We start from the raw sequence: 17,373 nt of genomic DNA, 5'->3' as shown, positions 1-17,373 counted from the left end.
TGCTGGAAACTCCGGTTTGGAACACTTTTGAGCCTTGTGCTGCTAGCTCCGGTTCGCATTTTCCACTCGGCATAATCCACTTTATTATTTTCCCTCGTTGCTCAGAACGGTCATCTACCCTTAACCACCATTCACACCTGCCCAAAACAAAAACATGAATATCCCCAAAAATGCGCATGCTAATGGCATCTCCTATTGAAATCGGGTGAAGTCGTGGATCTCTTGCATTTTAATCCAATGGAATTTGTACATACTGGGATGGATTTGATTATTGGTTTTATTGGCCTGTTTTTTTTAACCCGAATGCTTGGGAAGACGCAGATCACGCAAATTACAACGTTTGATTTTATCTCCGCTTTAGTGCTTGGAGAGCTAGTGGGAAATGCGGTATTTGATGATGACACGGGCATCTTGAAAATTCTGTTTGCCATTGCTGTGTGGGGGGTGCTCATTTATCTGCTTGAGATCATCACGCAAAAGTGGAAAAAAACGAGGGCGTTTCTTGAAGGAAGGCCTACCATTGTTATTCACAGGGGTGAAATTAACCGTGAAGCCCTGAAGAAAAGCAAGCTTGATATCAATCAGCTGCAGCACCTGCTTCGAGCAAAAGGTGCGTTTTCAATAAGAGAAGTGGCTTATGCGGTGCTTGAAACGGACGGAACCATCAATCTTCTGAAAAAGCAGCAGTTTGAATCTCCTACAAAGAGTGATTTCAATTTGCCTATAGAACGCGCAGTCCTGCCTTTTACGATGATCATTGACGGTGAGGTGCTGCTTGATAATGTTCATGAGGCCGGCTTCTCAGAGGAATGGCTGAAAAACGAACTTGCCTCCCGCAGTATTACCGGTTACAGGGAAGTTTTGTATGCGGAATGGCTGGAAGGAGACGGCCTGTTTCTCCAGAAATTCAAGCCGACCTCTTAATTTTTGCTTCGAACAAAAAGCATCGCATCTCTGATTATAAACTCTACTTTCTCTTCTTTTATAAGTTTCGTCAAATACGCTGTGATGGCCGTGCGGTATAAAAGCCACGATGACAGTCTTTCAGCAGCCACATCATATTCTTCGCACATGCTTTGAATGACCTCATCAAATGGTATTCCTGATGGGGTCAATTTTTTTTCAAGTGAATCAAGTACCTTCAAATGATAGGAAGCATTCACTTTTACCGTGTCTTTAAATGATGCCTCAAAGGCTCCATGCCCCGGAACAGCACCTGCAGCATTCAGTTCCAGGAGCCTGTTCAGAGAATGAAGCGTTTCCTCCGCGTCAATGATATACGGAATTTTATGTTTGAAGAGCTGTTCTGCACCGAAATAGGAATCTGCTGCGTATAGAATGCCATCCGAAAGCACTCCCATCTGCATGAGACTGTGTCCAGGAAGAGCGATACATTCAAATGACTGCTCCCCAAACCAATAAGTCCCTTCTGTCACCTCTTCATCAACAGCAATAGGCGGTCCTTCAAGAAATTTATTCCGCAGTTCAGGGAGCGGCAGCGCACCATGGAATAAATAAAGCGGTTCCAAAACGGGATTCCGCAGAATCGCAGCTTCCTCTTTTGATGCAAACGTATAAACAGCCAATTGTTCCTGTATGTATGAAGCTCCCCCGTAATGATCAGCGTGGGCGTGTGTAATAAAGAGATGAGTCAGGGGCAGCTCATGTTTTTCAAGCTGGCTGATTACCTTTTTCGCAGCTTGCCGGTCAAGGCCGGCATCGATCAGCATACCGCTCTCCCCGCTTTTTATATACCCGATATTTACCGGTGATTCAAAATAATAGCATGTTTCGCTGAGCTGTATGAATTTCATTGCGTTCAACTTCTTTCCTTCTCTTTAAATGGATTCGCTGAAAAGCAGTCCCTTTCCGGTCACCTTGCTTACAGCTTTTTGGTCCGTCCGTTTTTCCTCCGGCCGGGCTTTTTCTTTTACCTCTTCTCTTGGGTACAGGGAAAGACTGATGCTTGCTGCACCAGGTACTTTTGCATAATCCTGCTGATGTTTCACCATGCGGTTTGCATACTGTACATACTGTTCAGGCACTGGCGGTACGGCAAAACTCATCTTCATCACCCCTTTTAAGAGACTATTCCCATACATTCGTCCTTTAAAACGAATTATCCTGCCCCTTTTTTGTTTTCTCTCCTTTTGATAAGATAAGGTTTGTGACTTTAAAATGAGAATAGATGTTTACATAAATGAATCGGGGGGACTTTCATTGATTTGCGGAAAATATAAAGATGAATACATTCAGCTCCCGTACCTTGCAAGAGAACGCTATCAGCAGATATATGAAGCAAGCCTGCACGGAAAACTTCATTGTGCATGCTGCGGCCAGCCGCTGAAAATGCAGATGAGCATTAAACAGGAACCCGCTTTTATTCACGCGGATCATTCCGTTCACGAACAGTGTGAGCAGTATAGTCAGGCCGTTCAGGAGTCGGCAGCATCCAAAGAGGCGGTTTATAAGGAATTGAACGGCTTCAGGCTGCCTGCAGGAAGATCCATTTCAGAGAGCAGTGATAAAAAAGAAGCCGGCTGGAAGTCTTATCAGCTTGCAAAGATGGACAGACCGCTTCAAATCAAAGAAAAATCAGCGGCAAACAGCGTCCTTGAAATACGCCTGGACGATACTCAGCTTGAAGCTGTAACAACAATAGATGGACCGCTTCTCGTCCTTGCGGGGGCAGGCAGCGGCAAAACAAGAGTTCTGACAACACGGGCTTTATACATGATGGAAAAGCAGGGCATTGACCCTGGCTCAATCATGCTCGTCACATTCACGTCCAAAGCGGCGCAGGAAATGAAGCACCGGCTGAGCGAACATGCTGTACATGGTGCCGGAAGACTTGTCTGCGGAACCTTTCACAGCATTTTTTACAAAATCCTGATGCACAGCGATCCAGAAAGATGGAACGGACAGCATCTGATTAAATGGGACTGGCAGAAAGAGCAGTACATTAAAACGGCCGGCAGAGACCTGGGACTCAATGAGAAGGAATTCCCTTATGACCAGGCCCTCCAGCAGATCAGCTACTGGAAAAACACCTACCTGACAGCAGGCGAAATCAAGCCTGCTGACGAATTTGAAGAACAGGTGCTGACTCTTTATAAAAACTACGAAGAAATGAAAAGTGCCCAGGGACAATTCGATTTTGATGACATGCTTATCAAATGCTATGAGCTACTTTCAGAAAATCCGGAGCTTCTTAAAGCTTACCAGGCAAGGTTTGAGTATTTTCTCGTCGATGAGTTTCAAGATATTAATCCTGTGCAATATGAGCTTTTAAAAATGCTTTCTTCCCGTACAAATCAGCTTTGTGTCGTCGGGGATGATGATCAGTCGATTTATGCGTTCAGAGGAAGCGATCCCTCCTTCATCCTTAATTTCAAGCATGATTTTCCGGGGGCGAAAATCGTGACACTGGCTGAGAATTACCGTTCAAGCCATGAGATCGTCGCAAGCGCGAATTCCGTTATCTCCAAAAATAAGCAGCGGCATCAAAAAGCGATGAACGCGCAATATCAAAATGACACACCTCCCCTGTTTTTCTTTCCATTTGATGAAGAAGAAGAGGCGACGCTTGTTGTAAATGATATGAAGGAAAAGCTTGAAAGCGGGTCAAAGCCAGGCGATTTTGCCGTTCTTTACCGGACTCACACGTCGGGACGGGCCATTTTTGAACGCCTTGCGCAGTCAAGCATCCCGTTTACGATTGAACAGGAAGGACTGTCTTTTTATGAAAGAAGAATGGTCAAATCACTTCTTGCCTATTTACGGCTTGGACTGAATCCCGATGATTCGGCTGCGATTGTTCACGTCATGAGTGCGCTGTTTATTAAACAAAGCGCGTTAAATGACCTTAAAGCATTTTCCATTACACATGACTGTACATTTGTAGAAGCCCTTGCCAAGCTCGAGTCCCTGCAGCCGTTTCAAAAAGCAAAAATCAAGAAAATCGTTCCGCTGTTTAAAAAGCTACGTCTGATGCGGCCGGCAGCTGCCATTGATGTCATTGAAAAGGAAATGGGTTTTTCAGATTTCCTGAAAAAACGCGGAAATGAAGGCAACGCCATTGAAAAAGGCTCTGATGACCTGAAGGATGTCCGAGTTCTTGCCGGCAAATTCGAAACGATTGCTGAGCTTCTTGAACATGCCGATCATATGACCGCAAAGTCAAAAGAGTGGCGGCAAAAACGGGATCCTCATGCGGTGCAGCTTATGACGGTGCACCGTGCAAAGGGGCTTGAGTATGAGCATGTTTATATTTTGGGTGCCGTTGACGGAGGACTGCCTCATGACTTCGCCCTTGATTCCTTCCGCAAAGGGGATGAAAAGCCGATTGAAGAAGAACGCAGGCTTATGTATGTAGCAATGACAAGAGCGAGGACGTCACTCTCCGTATCGGTTCCCCAGTACAGAAGAGGGCGCCGGGCGATACCTTCAAGGTTTATCAGAGGGCTGATTACACCCTAAATACGCAAAAAGACCTCTCGGCTGAGAGGTCTTTTCGTTATTTCTTATTGATCATTTTTGAGATTGTGCCGAAATCAAGTTTTTCTTTGCCGTTTACGATGCTGTTTACAATTTTGTCTTCCATCTCTTTATTAACCGGCTTGTTGGCAATTTGGGATACACGGCGGATGACGCCGCGGACCGTATTTTCATCTTTGAAGTTGGCGTTTTGAAGGGAATTGGCAAGATCAAGAACTTCCTTCATGTTTACACCTGTTTTCTTTTCAAGGTTTTTAAAGAAGTGATTATCCATTTTTTTGCTGCCTCCTTTACGATGATATATCCTATGAAACTGAGTCTTGTGTGTGCCTATCTTTTTTCATAATCCGACCTCAATAAAAAGAGGAAAGTACGGACTCTCGCCCGTACCTTCTGCTCAGTTAAAGCTGTTCAATTAGTTGTAGAAAGAAGCACCTACGATGATCAACAGGATGAACAATACTACGATTAGTACAAATGTAGAACCGTAGTAGCCGCCACCGCCGTAACCGCCGCCGTAACCACAGCCGCCATAATATCCGTAACCCATATCTTAGCCACCTCCCTCTGCCTTTCGTCTCTACATCATATGTCAGACAGCTTTGAATGGCTGGACAGATTCATCAGGCTATTTGCGGAAATTTACTTTTTAAGGCGTTTTTCCTGATCTGACATCCATCTTTCCGCATCATTTGCCAACTGTTCCATTCGTTTTTCAAATGCATCGGCCGTACGCTCAAGGGCACCAAGATCCTTTTCCTTTTGCCCCATCCATTTTGAATGTTTTGTTTGTATGTCATCATGACGGCCGAAATGATTATCCATAAACTTTTCAAATTCACCGCTCAGCTTGCTCATGAACTTCACCTCTACTCCCAGCCTATTCCCGCCGACTATACTCTGTTCGCAAGAGATCATAGACAAAATAAAAGCCCCCTGACATCAGGGGACGTTTATTTGTTTCCATTAATCTTTTACAACGATTTTTTTCTTGCCGCAGCCGCAGCCTGCTTTTTTGCCGCCGCTTAATTGCTGCTGACTGTATTGGGAAGAGCCATGGTACACGGCACTGTTTACTTTTGGTGCTTTTGAGCTTTTTTTATAAATCATGCTGATCCTCCCTTTGCTGTTCCTATTTCTACATTATGTCAGAAGAAAGGGCTTTGACTTCAGCGAAAGTACCAATAATCTTGCTTGAAGCCTACTCTTCTGTCTTTTTATTGTCTTTTGCCGCCTGGTTTTTCAGATTGCTGATAAACCAGGAATCATAATATTTATCCGCATGGACTGCATCATTTTCTTCTTCAGAGTTCTTGTTTTTCTTTAGAAGTTCAAATAGAACAAGGTTTTCTCCTTCAAGCAGAGATACCTTTTCCTTCAATTCTTTATTTTCTTTAAGAAGCTCCTGATAAGAACCGTCATCTTCATAGTCAAGCAGCTGTGCCCTTGTATGGGAAAGCTCTCTCTGCAAATAAGTAATTCTTGCTTTAAGGGCTTTGATGTTTTCCGTCTGCTGATTTGTCACATTCCTCTCCCCCATCCATATATTGAATTATTCCCTTACTAATATGAAATTCAGCCAGCAGGCGAATTATGCAGGAAACTGACATTCACCTAAATTTCCGCTCTTATCACGGCACACAAATTGGGAAAAAACATACTATACATTAGTCCCGACACCTAATGTATCTGTTCATTAAAATGGACGGGAGAAATTAAGATAGGAGGAAAACAACAGTGAGTCATTCCAGAAAAGAAAAAGAAAAAGTATGCATCAAAACACGCAAAGTGTATGACTGGGTTACACGTCCAGTGGACCTGCCGCTAATCAGTGTAAATGACTGCGATCTAGATAATTTGTTTGACTGCGATGGCAAGACAGACGACATCTGTAAATTTCTTAAGAAAAAGGGACGTTCTAAAGACGTTACAGTGAACTGCTTCCTAAGCGATAAAGATGGAAATCGCATCGACACAGGCGACGACAGCAAATCATTCCTTTGCATGGAAATTTCACCATATGACAAACGCACAGATGTAACAGTAAACCTTCCAAATGGTGACGAAGTAACACTGCAAAAAGTGAAAGTTCTTGTAAAAGGGTTTGTAACAGTTGAGCTTCTTGACGCAAATGACGATGTCATCTGTGAATCAAAAGCGATTCCGTTTGCAACTGCTCAAACATTCATCCTTTGCGCTCCAGAAGGAACTGAGCTTGAATGTCACGTAAACTACTTCGAATGTGACGCAACATTAGTCTGCACAGACGTATTCTCTCAGCTTGATGTATCCATTACATTCTGCTTAGACGTACAAATGGAAGCTGATGTGAAACTTGAAGTAGAAGCTAAAATCTGCAAGCCTCGCGAAGAGCTGACAGAAGCAATCAATGTATGTGACATGAAAGACAAATTCCCGCCGCAATGCCCTGATATTTTCCCAGTGCACTAAAAACATAAGATGGCTGTTCTTATACAGCCTCTTATTTTTTTGGTTTGATTTTCACCTTTTCTTCATACATATGCAGTAGGAAGTTCAGAAAGGAGTTTCACGCCATGAAAAAGCAGGATAGCCAAAATGCAGGTGAACGCACGCTGCAGCTGCAGCAGCAAATCCTCCACTACCGTTCTGAACTGAGCCGTATGCAGCAGCTGGTGAACGATGCAGACAATCAAGTAAAAAAAGAGCTGATCCGCAACCAGTATCTTCAGGAAAAGCTGAATGAGGCTCTTCACACTCATACTGATCAGTTTGAAAAAGAAGTGTTCAAACTCGAAAAAAAAGTTCTGACCCTCGAAGTTGCGCTTGAGGAAGAAAAAAAACGGTCATCTGATCTCCGGAAAAAACTGCTCATGCAGGAAGAACAGGCGAAACCTGCTGTCATTGCGCCGGTCATTGGGGCAACAGCCCACTTTCAGGCATCCATTCTCCTGCCAAAAGAGGACGATGAGCCATTGACCGTTTTCGGGGATTTTGTGATAAAAAACACCGGAAATAAGCCTCTTCAGCAGCCGGTCATCTGCTTGCAGATTACGCCTGTCTCCTACGGTTCACTAAGCGGAAAAATCATTCTTCAGCGTAAGATGGATGACACGAACCTATTTGATGACGCACCCGGACCTCTCTGGAGGCATGTTCATGAAAATTGGCGGGAACGCGTGCGGACAGACGGCCAATACTGGTTGAAACCCCTAAAAGAAAATCTGGTTGAGCCCGGCCAGACGCTCGTCTTTTCAAGTTTTGAAATTTCCTTTCCTTTTCCTCCTGAACGCGCGGCGGCGGTAAACGGATTTGTTTATGCAAAAGAGCTCCCAAATGGAATTCCTTCTTTGAATAAAATAAGCCTACAATAGCCGGCCGGGAATCCGCCGGTATTTTTTATCCGGCCATAAACTGAAAAAAAAACAAAAAAGAGTCTCCCATTAAGACTCCTTCCCGGTTTCTATTAAAAAATCAGTTTTTCAATAATGGATTCAACAATCGCTGCACACCCTGCAATTGCAAGAATCAAAATAAGCGGTGAGGCAAGATCAGGCATGTAAACATAGATTCCGTACAGGAAGGCCGATGTCCATATGCCGGTGCACCAGTAGCAGCTGAGCAATTCGCCGATCCACTTCTGAAGGCCCCCTCCCTTTATTTCAATATAGGCAATCGTGCTGCCATCGGGAAGCGTTTCTTCTGCTTCCCTGTGAAAGGGACGTCTGACAAAGGCGGTTATTTTATCGTATACAAGCAATCTTGTAAGCCTGAAGCTCGCAAGAAACAATAATAGAAAATCGATCCATGCTATCATAGATGTCTCCTTTTCTTCAAACGAATGATGTTACATTTTATGAGCTGCTTTAGTGTTTATGCCGAAGTTATCGGTTTACTGGTCAAATATCCATACTTTCCGGGGCTCACCTACATATACTGTTTAGTAAATGGACGTTTGAGGAGGATATTATGAGCAAAGTATTGTTTTTCAACAATGAAAGTCAGGATGATATTTCTATGAAGCTTGCAAAACTTGCACCAGGCGACGAAGTGAATGTCCACGCTGGAGAAAAAGTCTATTATGAGGCAGCCTTTGAATCTTTTGATGAGCAATCCGGCACGGCCTCCTTCTTAATTGACCGCTTTTATAAAAACGGAGGAGAGTCCGTTTCTTTTGAGCTTGATGAAATCACCGGCATTGAAATGCCTCTCGGAGATGAAACGGTCGGAAGCGAAGACGAGTAACGGCTTAAGGGGGATGGGATATGTCTCAGCAGGGGTTTCAGCCTGTCAAATACGTAAAGACACTTGAAGGAAATTATGCTCATCTGTTTCAGTTCACTGATGATTGTCTGTATGTTGTGAAATTTTACAAAGTGCGGGATTATCGAAAGCGGGAACTAGTGAATGAATGGCTGGCGGCAAAGCTCGGGATGCTTCTCGAGCTCCCTGTTTTGCCCGCTGCTGCATTAGAACTGTCTGAACGATCACTTGGGGAAATTCCGGCTGACAGCCGCGGAACTTACCGGGCTGGAATACATCTTGCCATTCCTTATCTAAATCAAGTGAAATCCTATCAGGAACTTCAAGAGTCTTCAGCAGCTATGTATGTGCAAAACGAAGATGCCCTTGCCGGCATGCTTATTTTTGATCAGTGGCTCAATAACAATGACAGAAGCCGTACGAATATTCTTTTTGAAGAAAAGAAGGATGGGAGCGTTTTCTTTTGGATGATTGATCATGGACGGTGTTTTCCCGGCATGTACAGCTGGGATATGCATACTCTTCGGGACACGCCAGTCTACCGGTTGGATATGCCTGTTTACAAATGGGCCAGTTCTTTGCTCCCTGATGCTGACCCGCTGTATGAATTTGCAGAAAAAATCATGTCGATAAACAAACAGAAAATAGCGGAAATCGTGGACGCCATTCCTGTGGATTGGGAAGTGACAGAACGGGAAAAAGAACGGCTGACGGATTTTTTAACCCGACCTGAAATTGCCGCCCTTCCAGACTTAGTATTTGGGGCAAACCGGAATATGCTGGAACGCAAATAAACGCAGCCCCCGGCCTGCGTTTATCTTCTGTTCATCTTCAAAAAACACTCATACATTTCATGCTGTTTGATCAGCTGCTTCCTTAAATCGAATTTTTCCTCAATGACCGCTCTTGCTGCATGTGTATACTCTCCCCATGCATCGCTTGACCTGAGAAAGGAAAGCATTCCGTCTGCAAGCTGCTGCACATTTCTTTCTTCAATTAGATACCCCGTCTTCAGATGCGCAATCAGTTCGGGTATTCCTGCGTGTCTGGTGGAAATAACCGGGAGTCCGATTGCCATTGCCTCTTTAAGTGCATTAGGTATTCCTTCAACGTCACCGTTTGGAGCCACTTCGCTCGGCAGACAAAAGAGATGGGCTTTTTTCAACTCTTCCGCAATGTCATACAGACTCATTTTCCCGGGAAGCGTTACCGCCCCTTCCAGATTCAATTCTTTTACCAGCGCTTCAAGGTTCAGCCGTTCTTTCCCGCCGCCAATAATTTTAAGCTTTATTTTCGGAAATAGTTCATGGGCTTTTTTAAAGGCGCGAAGCAGTGTTTCATGGCCCTTTTTTTGGACAAGCCTGCCAACCGATATCATGACAAATTCACCGTCCTCAGGCGGAATCCGTTTTTGAAAAGGGAACACATCCAAATCGATTCCTCCGTAGAGCACGTTCATCTTGTTTTTTGGAACACCAAGCTTCAGAAGCTCATTTCCAAGGTATTCGCATACAGGAACAAACAGGCTGCTGTATGCGACCATCGTCCGGTAACGTGAAAAGTTCTTATTATATAGAACTTCGCTTTGAGAAGATCCGTCTGATCCCCGAATGCTGATGATAAAAGGAAGCTGCTGCTGCATGGCAAGCGGAAACACATCCACTGCATGCTTGCCGTGGTGTGCGTGGATGGCGGCTACTTCCTGTTCCTTGAAAAAAGACGCCAAATCTGAAATTTCATTCAAATTATAGAAATGGTCCATTGGAAACTCGGTATCTTCCTTTCTCTGAAAAGGCCCGATCACAATTGACCGGTATTTTCCCTGATAGACCATCTGATTGTAGATAAACCGCTGATTGACCTTCACATCTTCCATAAGATAGTGCGCGATCGTTTCCATCTGGAAAAATTCACTCCTCCTCTTAAGAGCACAGCTGTGCCTCTTCACTCATCTTTTATGCTGTCAGCCTATTCATCTATGGACTTTGGTGCATATTGTCCATAGAAAAAGCCCCCCTTCACAAGTTTTTATCCTGATTCTGTAACGTTTTATGCTTGTTTCATAATAGGTTATGGGAGAAGGTTTCTAGAAAGGGGTTTCTACTATGAATGTGTGCGTGATTGGTGCAGGCTATGTGGGCCTGACAACGGCAGCCGTTCTTTCAAGTCTTGGCCACCGGGTATCATGCATCGACCAGGATAAAAAGAAAGTCACCATGCTGCAGGCCGGAAGGATACCCATTTATGAACCTGGACTTCAGGAGCTGATTGAAGAAAATAAAAACAGGCTCCGTTTTTCAGATGATCTCGCTTCAGGTATTAACCAGGCGGAAGTAATCGTTCTGGCAGTGGGGACACCTTCCCTTCCAGATGGCAGTTCAAATTTAAGCTTTCTTTATAAAGCGCTGGCAGATGCTGCTGCAAACATTGCAGCCTATAAAGTAATCCTCATTAAAAGTACGGTTCCACCTGGAACGAACCGCGCTGTTCTGAACTCACTCAGAGAAAAAGGCTACGGCCCTGATCTTCTTGACATTGTCTCTAATCCCGAGTTTTTAAGGGAAGGTTCTGCCCTTAAGGATATGCTGTCCCCAGACAGAATGGTATATGGACTGTTTGAGGAAAATGAGCGGGTTCTGCAGCTGCTTAAACAGCTGTACGCAGGAATTGATGCTCCTGAAGTGATAACGAACTATGAAGGCGCTGAGCTGATTAAATACGCATCAAATGCTTTTCTTGCCGCAAAGATCAGCTTTATCAATGAAATTTCAAGAGTGTGCGAAAAATACGGGGCTGATATTACGCATGTGGCGAGGGGAATTGGCCTTGACAACCGGATTGGACCTGCTTTTTTGCAGGCTGGAATCGGCTACGGAGGTTCGTGTTTTCCGAAAGATCTTCAGTCATTAAGCTACACAGCCAAAAGCAGCGGCATTGAAGCACTTATTCTTGATGCGGTTCAATCAGTGAATGCAAGTCAGCTGATCGTTTACATTGAGAAACTGAAATCACTGGTTCCTGCATTTCCGGCTGTGAAGACCGCGGTTTTAGGGATTGCCTTTAAGCCTGAAACAGATGATATCCGTGAATCTCCCGCTGCAGCCTTGATACATGCCCTGAATGAAGCGGGCTGTGAAGTATCCGCTTTTGACCCTAAAGCCTCTCTTCCTGAACACTTAAGCGGTGTGAAGCAGACGAGTGATCCGTATGATGCAGTTACAGGAGCAGACGTTGTGATTCTCGCAACGGACTGGCAGGAAATCAAGAATCTTGACTGGCAGCGGGTTAAACAGCTCATGAAAGGCGAGACGCTTTTGGATGCGAGAAATTGTCTTGTGCCGGAAGTGATACGCGCAGCAGGACTTATCTATGAAGGAGTTGGGCGCCTATGAACATTCTTGTAACCGGCTGTGCAGGATTTATCGGATCTCATTTATGCGAAAAACTGCTGGAAAATGAGGCTAATACGGTTACAGGCATTGATTGCATGATCGGACCTGTGCCGGAACCTTTAAAAAACATAAATCTGCATAAGCTTTTAACCCATTCCCGGTTTCAGCTCATCAGAAAATCCATTATGGAGATTGACTGCAAAGAGCTAATAGAAAAAGCAGATGTCGTCTATCATCTGGCCGGCATTCCCGGCGTTCGTTCAAGCTGGGGAAAAGACTTTCATCCTTATGCAGAAAATAATATTCTGGCGACACAAAAACTGCTGGAAGCGGCTAAAGGCACATCACTTAAGAAATTCATCTATGCCTCTACGTCCTCCATCTACGGCTACAAACACGGAAAAGTTTCTGAAGACGCGATGCCTAATCCGCTTTCCCCCTATGGCGTCACAAAGCTTGCAGGTGAACATCTGTGCTCTGTCTACAACCACAGTTTTGGGGTGCCTGCAGTTATACTAAGATATTTTACCGTTTACGGCCCGCGGCAAAGACCTGATATGGCCTTTCACCGCTTTTTCAAACAAATCATGACAGATCAGCCGCTTACCCTGTTTGGAGACGGTTCTCAAACGAGGGATTTTACCTATATAGATGATTGTGTAAAAGGCACGGCTGCTGTGATGCATGCTGATCATACAATTGGCAGGATCTTTAATATCGGGGGAAAAGAAAGGGCATCCGTCATTGACCTGATCAGAGAGATTGAGCTGATTACAGGACGGAAAGCAGATATTCAATTCCTGGCTGCGGCAATCGGCGAACCGAAACATACCCATGCAGATATTTCTCTTGCAAATAATGTGCTCGGCTATTCCCCGGATGTGCCGCTGAAAGAGGGACTGCGAAAAGAATATGACTATATGAAACGTATTCTGCTTGAGGATCCGCTATGAAGATTGCCTTTATCTGCACAGAAAAACTGCCGTCCCCTGCTGTAAAAGGGGGTGCCATCCAGCTTATGCTCGATGGCATTCTCCCTTATTTCAGCAGGAATCACGAAGTTACGGTCTACTCCATTACAGATCCTCTGCTGCCTGATACAAATGAACATAACGGAATACAGTATATCCGGTTTAAAAGACCGTCATTTCACGAACAAACAGCCATAGATATCGAAGGCAAATTCTATTCTCATATTCACGTCTTCAATCGGCCAGGAGAACTGTGGCGATACAAACAGGCTTCTCCGGAAAGCAAGCTGTTTGTCAGCCTTCACAACGACATGTTTTCCACTAGAAAATTGAAGCGGGAGCAGGCGCTTGAAGCACTGAGCATGTGCGACGCCATTACAACAGTCAGCGAATATATCAAGAGGACGGTCACGTTCCGCTATCCTGATGCGGAGACCAAATCACACGTGGTTTATTCAGGCGTTGACTTCTCATCTTTTCTGCCAAGAGATTCAGCGGAAGGAAAACAAAAACGAGCACTCTGGCGTGAGAAATACGGACTGAACGGAAAAAAAGCCATTCTCTTCATTGGCAGGCTGAGCAGAACGAAAGGCCCCCATCTGCTGATCAGAGCGATGAAGCAAGTGATCCGGGAGCACCCCGATGCAATCCTTGTCATCGTTGGCGGCAAATGGTTCAGCGAAGACGGCATCAACGACTATGTTCAGTTCCTGTACGATGAAGCGGCCAAATTAGGCGAGCATGTTCTTTTTACAAAATACATTCCATCCGAAGACATTCCAAACATCCTGCTCATGGGTGACCTTCTCGTCTGCAGCTCCCAGTGGCACGAACCGCTCGCCCGGATTCATTACGAAGCCATGGCGGCAGGCCTTCCGATCATCACAACGGACCGTGGAGGCAATGCGGAGGTGATCAATCATCATATGAACGGCCTCATCATCAAAGAATACGACCAGACAAATGCGTTTGCTGAAGCCATCTCGCAGCTGCTTGCTGACAGCACCAGCGCCGTTTCCCTAGGAAAAAAAGGGAGGCAGTATGCCGAGAAGAACTTTTCTTTCCAGCATACTGCAGAAAAACTTGAAAACATTTATTTACATGCGCACAATTCCGGCTGAAGAGCCTTTTTTTTTTTGCATTTATTTGCATTTGTTTCACCTTCAACTGCAGATCTTCTTATATGCGAAAAAAGCACACCAGTATAGATGTGCTTTTCTTTTGAGTTTTTAAAGAATTAAAAATTTATTACATAAACAAAACTCTATTTTTCCGAGGAGAGTTGCGGTATTTTGATTTTCTCTTTGATCCGTACCGGGATTCAAGCTGGCCGTCTGATTCCATTTCTTGATCAGTATTTTCCTGTCTCTTTAGTGCAGAGAACATCTCAATAAGGCTCATGGACGTCTTGATTGTGTTCTGAACTTCATCCATTTGGTCATATGAGACAGTATCTGGCATTGAAATGATGGCTGCATCTTCTTCCTGATGCTCCATTACAACATCCTGTGTGGCCGGTATTTCTACAGGGACTGTTTCTGCAGTAACAGGTACAATTTCCACTTCTTCCTGCATACTTGGTTCCATCTCTGCTGAATTTTCAACTGAAAGTACGGGCAATACCGCTTCTTCTGAACGAGCAGGTACGTAATCCCCCTGCGGTTTTCTCGTCTTTATAGGCAGTTCAATTAATTCAACGTCTCCCGTTGGCGGCTCTGCTTTTTTGTACTTATTCTGTGAAAGAAACGTTTCCGGATCTTCAAGCATTGTTTCATACTCTGCAGCACTCCACCCCATCGGCCCGGGAGGAGAAAAAGAAAAGTTTACAAGCTCAACTTTAGGAATCTCCTGAAATTCATTTGTACTCATTGTATCACCCTCCCTACGCCTTTATCTTAGAATAGAATTCTTCAAAGTTAGATAGAAATTCCTGTTTGGACTGTTCAACAGAAACGATGTTCTGCAGCGCCCAGATATATTTTTCATCCGACCATGAAGTTTTTTGTCCAAGAAAATATTTATGGACAATGGAACAATAGAGATGAGGGAATTTCAAATCAGTCCACAGCACTTTGTACTGATCTTTCGTCAAAGGATGGATTTTGTCATAGGTTCTCAAAAGTTCGACGACAAGGTCTGAATCCCAGACTGACATCTTTTTCATCATTTTATTTAAGATGACTCTCAGATCTCTTGACGGCAGATCAGATGTGATGGAGTGCAATTCTTTCATCGAAAGGCCTTCTTCTGTTTCAATGAATCTGGCAAGCGTAAAATCCTGCTGGCAGAACATTCTTGATTCGATGCATTCGAGTGTCCATTGGTCGTACTGGCCTGCATCAAGTTCCTGAAGTGCCTGTTTTCCCCGCAGAATCATATCATCAATCGTCTCAATAACCATTTTTGAAAACGGATCCTGCAGCCAAGTCTGTTCTGCATCGGGGTCAATGACAGCAGGCGCAGGCAGATTATTTTCCTGGTCGGATTTAAGGGCAAGCATTTTATTGCCTTCAAGCTCCTGAAGCTTCCATCTGAAAAGCTTATGCCATTTGCCGAGTCTGCTTCTCTTTTTGCTCATCTCATCCGGCATATATCCTTGTGAAGTATGATGGAACGTTCCAATAAACTCCATGATGTTCAGCATCTGCGCTTTATCATAGTAGAGTACTTCTTTCCCCTGCTGCAGGTCATAAAGGACATAGGCGGATTTTCCGGCGCCAACGCAAATAGCACCTGCTCTTGTCCGGTGAATACGGGCGATCGGCAGTCCTTTTTCCTGCAGATGTTCATGTGCTTCTGCAATAAGCAGCATTCTTGCAGGCTTCATCACAACGCGTTTTAAAATTTTCACACCCTGGGCGGTCTCAATCTTCCATGTTGTTCTGCCGCTTTTGTTCGTCAGCAGGGTGATCGACTCCACCTCAAAAGGGTACAAATTCATAATGTCCATTTGCAGTTCATGCTGATTGACTTCTGTATCCAAGATGCTTCCCCCTCTCTATCTTCTATTCTCGTACACACTGAGCAAATTGCCTGATACATTGCTCCAGCTGAAATCCCGCTCCACTTTTGCACGGCCGTATTTTCCCATGTCATTCCGCTTGCCCGCACTGTCCAGAAGAGAAATAATGGCCTCTGCATAAGCATCAGGATTTTCAAAATCCTTAATGACCTTGCCGTTTCTGCCCTCATCGATCACTTCAGGATTTCCTCCGCGGTTGCTCGTAATAATCGGCAAACCGCAGGCCATCGCTTCATAGTGAACACGCGCAAGCGGCTCCTGCCACTGCGATGAGCAGACAAAAATATCGGACATCGCATATAGAGTCGGAATGTTCTTCGGCTGCACAAACTGGATAAACTGAACATTTTCAGGATACATGGCGCCAAGCGTATATAAATGCCTTACGTAGTTATTTACTTCGTTATCTCCGAACCATTTAGATCCGATAAAGACCATCACAGTGTCCGGATGCTTCTTTAAAATTTCAGGCATGGCCTGCAATAGAATATGAGGTCCTTTTACCTTGCTCAGTCTTCCTACAAACAAAATCACTTTCTGGTTTTTCAAATTAAGCTCAGAGCGGACTTTTTCTTTCAGCCTGCGTCCTTCAGTTGTCCAGTCCGGAAAATAAGTCTTTAAATCCACTCCGGAGTATACGGTTTTCACCTTTCCTTTTGCCTGGGGAAAACGGTCTGTAATCGTTCGTCCGATATAGTCGCTTACGGTTACAATTTGCGACACAGCAGCAATACAGGCTTTACCTTCTTCATCAGACATTTTCTCAACAGCAAACATTTCGTTGTGAACGCTTAAAATCCAGCGCGCGTTCGGTGCTGCTGCCTGCAAAACTGGAACCCACGCCGGCCTGTTGCATAAGTGAATCACATCATATTTCACATTTTTCAAGTGCGCGCCAAGCGAAGATAAATACTCGCTTTCAGCAAATCGGATGTATTGAACCCCGTTCCGTGTCTCCTGATCAGGAAGATCCTGATGAGTAATGGAAAGTATAGTCACGTCATGCCTTTGAGCAATGAGAGGAGCAATGGCATCCAGATAAATCTGTATCGCTCCCCCTTTTATCGCGGGAACAGGAAGTTTTTCAGTTGCGATTAATGCAATCTTCATACGGTACCTCCATTCATCTAGTAAGCCCTTATCCTAAAATACGGAAACACAGGAAGCTATGTGCCTTTCTCTAAGGAACTATTTAAAAAAAGGCGAAATTACTAATGAAGCTGGTGCAATGACAAAAAAGGACAACTCA

General features: G+C 44.5%; 20 protein-coding genes and 1 pseudogene. 9 read left to right on the top strand and 12 right to left on the bottom strand.

Annotated features, from left to right (window positions below; translation table 11 throughout):
- Window positions 1-237 precede the first annotated feature (237 nt).
- Window positions 238-924 carry a DUF421 domain-containing protein gene (locus ACK1LH_RS05325; RefSeq protein ID WP_320155286.1) on the top strand — a complete coding sequence of 229 codons (687 nt, stop codon included), beginning with the start codon at window positions 238-240 and terminating at the stop codon, window positions 922-924.
- On the opposite strand, the gene ACK1LH_RS05320 is transcribed toward ACK1LH_RS05325, so the two are convergent.
- Both ACK1LH_RS05320 and ACK1LH_RS05315 read right to left on the bottom strand, forming a co-directional pair.
- Window positions 921-1,814 (bottom strand): MBL fold metallo-hydrolase, encoded by an 894-nt coding sequence (locus tag ACK1LH_RS05320; RefSeq protein ID WP_029282515.1) that lies wholly within the window; start codon window positions 1,812-1,814, stop codon window positions 921-923. The genes ACK1LH_RS05325 and ACK1LH_RS05320 overlap by 4 nt on opposite strands.
- A 24-nt stretch (window positions 1,815-1,838) precedes the next feature.
- Entirely contained in the window at window positions 1,839-2,066 is a 228-nt protein-coding gene (locus tag ACK1LH_RS05315) for a hypothetical protein (protein WP_411334657.1), read from the bottom strand.
- A 154-nt stretch (window positions 2,067-2,220) separates the two neighbouring features.
- Between ACK1LH_RS05315 and ACK1LH_RS05310 the strand changes: the two genes are divergently transcribed.
- Window positions 2,221-4,479, top strand: coding sequence for an ATP-dependent helicase (locus tag ACK1LH_RS05310; protein WP_411334656.1), 2,259 nt, complete (start codon window positions 2,221-2,223; stop codon window positions 4,477-4,479).
- 37 nt (window positions 4,480-4,516) lie between these two features.
- On the opposite strand, the gene ACK1LH_RS05305 is transcribed toward ACK1LH_RS05310, so the two are convergent.
- The 5 genes from ACK1LH_RS05305 to ACK1LH_RS05285 all read right to left on the bottom strand — a co-directional run bounded on the left by ACK1LH_RS05305 (window position 4,517) and on the right by ACK1LH_RS05285 (window position 6,022).
- Window positions 4,517-4,771, bottom strand: a complete 255-nt coding sequence (locus ACK1LH_RS05305; protein ID WP_029282521.1) for a stage VI sporulation protein F — start codon at window positions 4,769-4,771, stop codon at window positions 4,517-4,519.
- 141 nt (window positions 4,772-4,912) lie between these two features.
- Window positions 4,913-5,047, bottom strand: a complete 135-nt coding sequence (locus ACK1LH_RS05300) for a YjcZ family sporulation protein (protein WP_081414023.1) — start codon at window positions 5,045-5,047, stop codon at window positions 4,913-4,915.
- A 92-nt stretch (window positions 5,048-5,139) separates the two neighbouring features.
- Entirely contained in the window at window positions 5,140-5,421 is a 282-nt protein-coding gene (locus ACK1LH_RS05295; protein ID WP_139015472.1) for a hypothetical protein, read from the bottom strand.
- A 42-nt stretch (window positions 5,422-5,463) separates the two neighbouring features.
- The gene (locus ACK1LH_RS05290) at window positions 5,464-5,607 is read right to left on the bottom strand and encodes a hypothetical protein (RefSeq protein ID WP_158001587.1); all 144 of its coding nucleotides are present in this window, start codon (window positions 5,605-5,607) and stop codon (window positions 5,464-5,466) included.
- 91 nt (window positions 5,608-5,698) lie between these two features.
- Window positions 5,699-6,022: a hypothetical protein gene (locus ACK1LH_RS05285; protein ID WP_029282525.1), complete on the bottom strand. Its 324-nt coding sequence runs from the start codon at window positions 6,020-6,022 to the stop codon at window positions 5,699-5,701.
- A 212-nt stretch (window positions 6,023-6,234) separates the two neighbouring features.
- Between ACK1LH_RS05285 and ACK1LH_RS05280 the strand changes: the two genes are divergently transcribed.
- The gene (locus ACK1LH_RS05280) at window positions 6,235-6,948 is read left to right on the top strand and encodes a hypothetical protein (protein WP_029282527.1); all 714 of its coding nucleotides are present in this window, start codon (window positions 6,235-6,237) and stop codon (window positions 6,946-6,948) included.
- A 104-nt stretch (window positions 6,949-7,052) separates the two neighbouring features.
- A complete protein-coding gene (locus ACK1LH_RS05275) occupies window positions 7,053-7,850 on the top strand; it encodes a hypothetical protein (protein WP_411334655.1) in 798 nt (265 codons plus the stop codon).
- A gap of 92 nt (window positions 7,851-7,942) precedes the next feature.
- On the opposite strand, the gene ACK1LH_RS05270 is transcribed toward ACK1LH_RS05275, so the two are convergent.
- Window positions 7,943-8,293, bottom strand: a complete 351-nt coding sequence (locus tag ACK1LH_RS05270) for a DUF1360 domain-containing protein (RefSeq protein WP_029282531.1) — start codon at window positions 8,291-8,293, stop codon at window positions 7,943-7,945.
- A gap of 152 nt (window positions 8,294-8,445) precedes the next feature.
- On the opposite strand from ACK1LH_RS05270, the gene ACK1LH_RS05265 reads away from it, so the two are divergent.
- Together ACK1LH_RS05265 and ACK1LH_RS05260 are read left to right on the top strand one after the other, a co-directional pair.
- A complete protein-coding gene (locus tag ACK1LH_RS05265; protein ID WP_051865048.1) occupies window positions 8,446-8,721 on the top strand; it encodes a hypothetical protein in 276 nt (91 codons plus the stop codon).
- 20 nt (window positions 8,722-8,741) lie between these two features.
- Window positions 8,742-9,533: a HipA family kinase gene (locus ACK1LH_RS05260; protein ID WP_282034835.1), complete on the top strand. Its 792-nt coding sequence runs from the start codon at window positions 8,742-8,744 to the stop codon at window positions 9,531-9,533.
- 20 nt (window positions 9,534-9,553) lie between these two features.
- Here the strand turns inward: ACK1LH_RS05260 and ACK1LH_RS05255 are convergent, their stop codons facing one another.
- Entirely contained in the window at window positions 9,554-10,639 is a 1,086-nt protein-coding gene (locus tag ACK1LH_RS05255) for a glycosyltransferase (protein WP_411334654.1), read from the bottom strand.
- Between the two features lie 202 nt (window positions 10,640-10,841).
- On the opposite strand from ACK1LH_RS05255, the pseudogene ACK1LH_RS05250 reads away from it, so the two are divergent.
- The 3 genes and pseudogenes from ACK1LH_RS05250 to ACK1LH_RS05240 form a co-directional block, all read left to right on the top strand.
- Window positions 10,842-12,131, top strand: a pseudogene (locus tag ACK1LH_RS05250) (UDP-glucose dehydrogenase family protein); the annotation flags it as partial.
- Entirely contained in the window at window positions 12,128-13,084 is a 957-nt protein-coding gene (locus tag ACK1LH_RS05245) for an NAD-dependent epimerase/dehydratase family protein (protein ID WP_411334653.1), read from the top strand. The pseudogene ACK1LH_RS05250 and the gene ACK1LH_RS05245, both read left to right, overlap by 4 nt.
- Window positions 13,081-14,223: a glycosyltransferase family 4 protein gene (locus ACK1LH_RS05240; RefSeq protein WP_411334652.1), complete on the top strand. Its 1,143-nt coding sequence runs from the start codon at window positions 13,081-13,083 to the stop codon at window positions 14,221-14,223. The genes ACK1LH_RS05245 and ACK1LH_RS05240 overlap by 4 nt, the downstream gene beginning before the upstream one ends.
- Window positions 14,224-14,350: 127 nt before the next feature.
- On the opposite strand, the gene ACK1LH_RS05235 is transcribed toward ACK1LH_RS05240, so the two are convergent.
- The 3 genes from ACK1LH_RS05235 to ACK1LH_RS05225 are packed head-to-tail and all read right to left on the bottom strand — an operon-like array spanning window position 14,351 to window position 17,234.
- Window positions 14,351-14,971: a hypothetical protein gene (locus ACK1LH_RS05235; protein ID WP_411334651.1), complete on the bottom strand. Its 621-nt coding sequence runs from the start codon at window positions 14,969-14,971 to the stop codon at window positions 14,351-14,353.
- Window positions 14,972-14,984: 13 nt separating this feature from the next.
- On the bottom strand, window positions 14,985-16,052 hold the full coding sequence (locus tag ACK1LH_RS05230; protein ID WP_411335068.1) for a CotS family spore coat protein: 1,068 nt from the start codon (window positions 16,050-16,052) through the stop codon (window positions 14,985-14,987).
- 48 nt (window positions 16,053-16,100) lie between these two features.
- Window positions 16,101-17,234, bottom strand: a complete 1,134-nt coding sequence (locus ACK1LH_RS05225) for a glycosyltransferase family 4 protein (protein WP_411334650.1) — start codon at window positions 17,232-17,234, stop codon at window positions 16,101-16,103.
- Window positions 17,235-17,373 lie beyond the last annotated feature (139 nt).

The sequence above is a fragment of the Metabacillus indicus genome, from assembly GCF_046603695.1.
In the GTDB taxonomy this organism is placed as follows: domain Bacteria; phylum Bacillota; class Bacilli; order Bacillales; family Bacillaceae; genus Bacillus_P; species Bacillus_P indicus.
This window is presented reverse-complemented; position numbering and strand designations above follow the sequence as displayed.